Below are 1,753 nucleotides of genomic sequence, written 5' to 3' on the forward strand. Positions count from 1 at the left end.
AGATGTTCGATGAGGGCTGCGACCGCGCCGATAGCGCGGCTTTCGCGGAACGGTGCAAGGGCGACCGGCATCATTTCAGGTTCATCGTCTCGCCGGAGGACGCCGGTGACATGACAGACCTAAGAGCCTTCACTCGCGATCTCGCAAAGCAGATGGAGACCGATCTCGGCACGCGGCTCGATGGGGTGGCTGTCGATCATTGGAATACCGACAACACTCACGTCCATCTTCTCGTTCAGGGAACTGTCCCCAGAGGATCTTGGTTCCGTCGCCTCGTTTCTGTCACCGGACGGGACGGACAGGCGGGAGGCCGCGTTTACCCGTCGCCTGGATCGGCTGTCGCGTCAGGTGTAGAGGCTGGACCGTGACGTTGGTCTGACGGCTGAGACCTTGGCCCTCTTCATCCGTTTCTGGCTGACGATCACGCCGCCGTTGCCCAACGACGCGCAGGCGGCCGCACAAGCAAAGGGCAGGGAGCGATTTGAAGGATTTGTCGAGGCGCTCGGGCGTCGTTTGCAAAAGGGGCAAAGCTTTCTGCGCGAGATTCCAGAAGATATCCGTCGCAAGGAACCGGCCGGCGAAACCTGACTTGAGTGTCGTAGCTTCGCTATCGCTCCGGTCCATTCCTTTTCTACGCCAGTCCACAATCGCAGCAATTTAGCCAAGCCGGCGCGGGCGAGCAGCTGGGAGCGACGGTCTGATTCAAACCGCGTCTTTGGCGGCCTTCAGTGGTGACGCTCTGACTGACCTGCTGGCCGGCTTGGCAGCGAACTCCATGGGCTCTTTCGTAAACGGATTTACGCCGCTGCGAGCCTCGGTGGCGGGCTTGTTCACCACTGACATTTTGACGAATCCCGGAACGACAAACTCGCCAGATTCATTCAGCTCCTTATATCCCACAGTCGCCATCTGCTCGATAACGGCCTTTACATCTCCCTTAGAAAGCTGCGTCCCCTCTGCAATTGCATCAATCAACTGGTTCTTGGTCATCTTTGCCATGATAGATCCCTTGTAGAGAAAAGGCGCAGCGGCCACGATGCGTCACTCTGTTTGAAGTGCGGCCGTTATGCGCGCGCCTCGCCCATACCTGTGAATATGAAGTTACCGGGGCTTAGAGCTTATCGAGGCTCAGAATGCAAGGACGGGTTCGATATCTGCCCCTATTCAGTAGAAGTACCCGAGCGAGCTTCTTTGCGCGGTCATTTCAGCTTTGGATCGTTCCCTACCGGGGGCCCGACCGGCAGCATGAGTGGTTATGTCGGCTGTAGTGTGCCGAAAGCGGAAGCAAATCAGATATTTTGGTGTCCATCATGACGGGCATGCCGACTGATGATGACGGCTAGCGCGTGGATCACGCCTTCAAAGTGAAGCCACGAATAAAGAACGACCCGGTGCGCTTGCATCGCGAATGGATGTTGACCCAATCGCCTCTCTCAGCAGCACAGGCCAGATCCAGTCGAGCCGATCAGGTTATTGGCTGCGTGTTGATGAGCCCGAGCTCTTAACCAACCTTTCTTTTGCTACGCAGATCTACGATCATCAAAGGCGCTTGTTGCACCAAGTCGATCGATGGCTTTTCTAATCATCCCCATCCGAGGGCCCTATTGGATGTCCTCATTCGGTGGGGACGGCGGTGGCAATCCATTCCTTTCAATCGGATGCGAGTTCGCGCGGGTGGTGAGCGATTTGAGGGCCTCTTGCCCCCGGTCGTTGCCGCTCCCGCTTTCGCGATCCGCAAGCCCGCGGTCGCCGT

Annotated in this window: 1 protein-coding gene and 2 pseudogenes; 2 read left to right on the top strand and 1 reads right to left on the bottom strand. The window is 57.6% G+C overall.

Annotation, left to right across the window (positions count from 1 at the left end):
* Both JQ586_RS40190 and JQ586_RS40195 read left to right on the top strand, forming a co-directional pair.
* Positions 1-260: pseudogene (locus JQ586_RS40190) on the top strand (type VI secretion protein); the annotation flags it as partial.
* Positions 261-264: 4 nt separating this feature from the next.
* Positions 265-588, top strand: a pseudogene (locus tag JQ586_RS40195) (CopG family transcriptional regulator); the annotation flags it as partial.
* 114 nt (positions 589-702) lie between these two features.
* On the opposite strand, the gene JQ586_RS40200 reads toward JQ586_RS40195, so the two are convergent.
* On the bottom strand, positions 703-999 hold the full coding sequence (locus JQ586_RS40200) for an HU family DNA-binding protein (RefSeq protein WP_212400148.1): 297 nt from the start codon (positions 997-999) through the stop codon (positions 703-705).
* Positions 1,000-1,753 lie beyond the last annotated feature (754 nt).

It is taken from the genome of Bradyrhizobium jicamae, assembly GCF_018130215.1.
Classification (GTDB): domain Bacteria; phylum Pseudomonadota; class Alphaproteobacteria; order Rhizobiales; family Xanthobacteraceae; genus Bradyrhizobium; species Bradyrhizobium jicamae_A.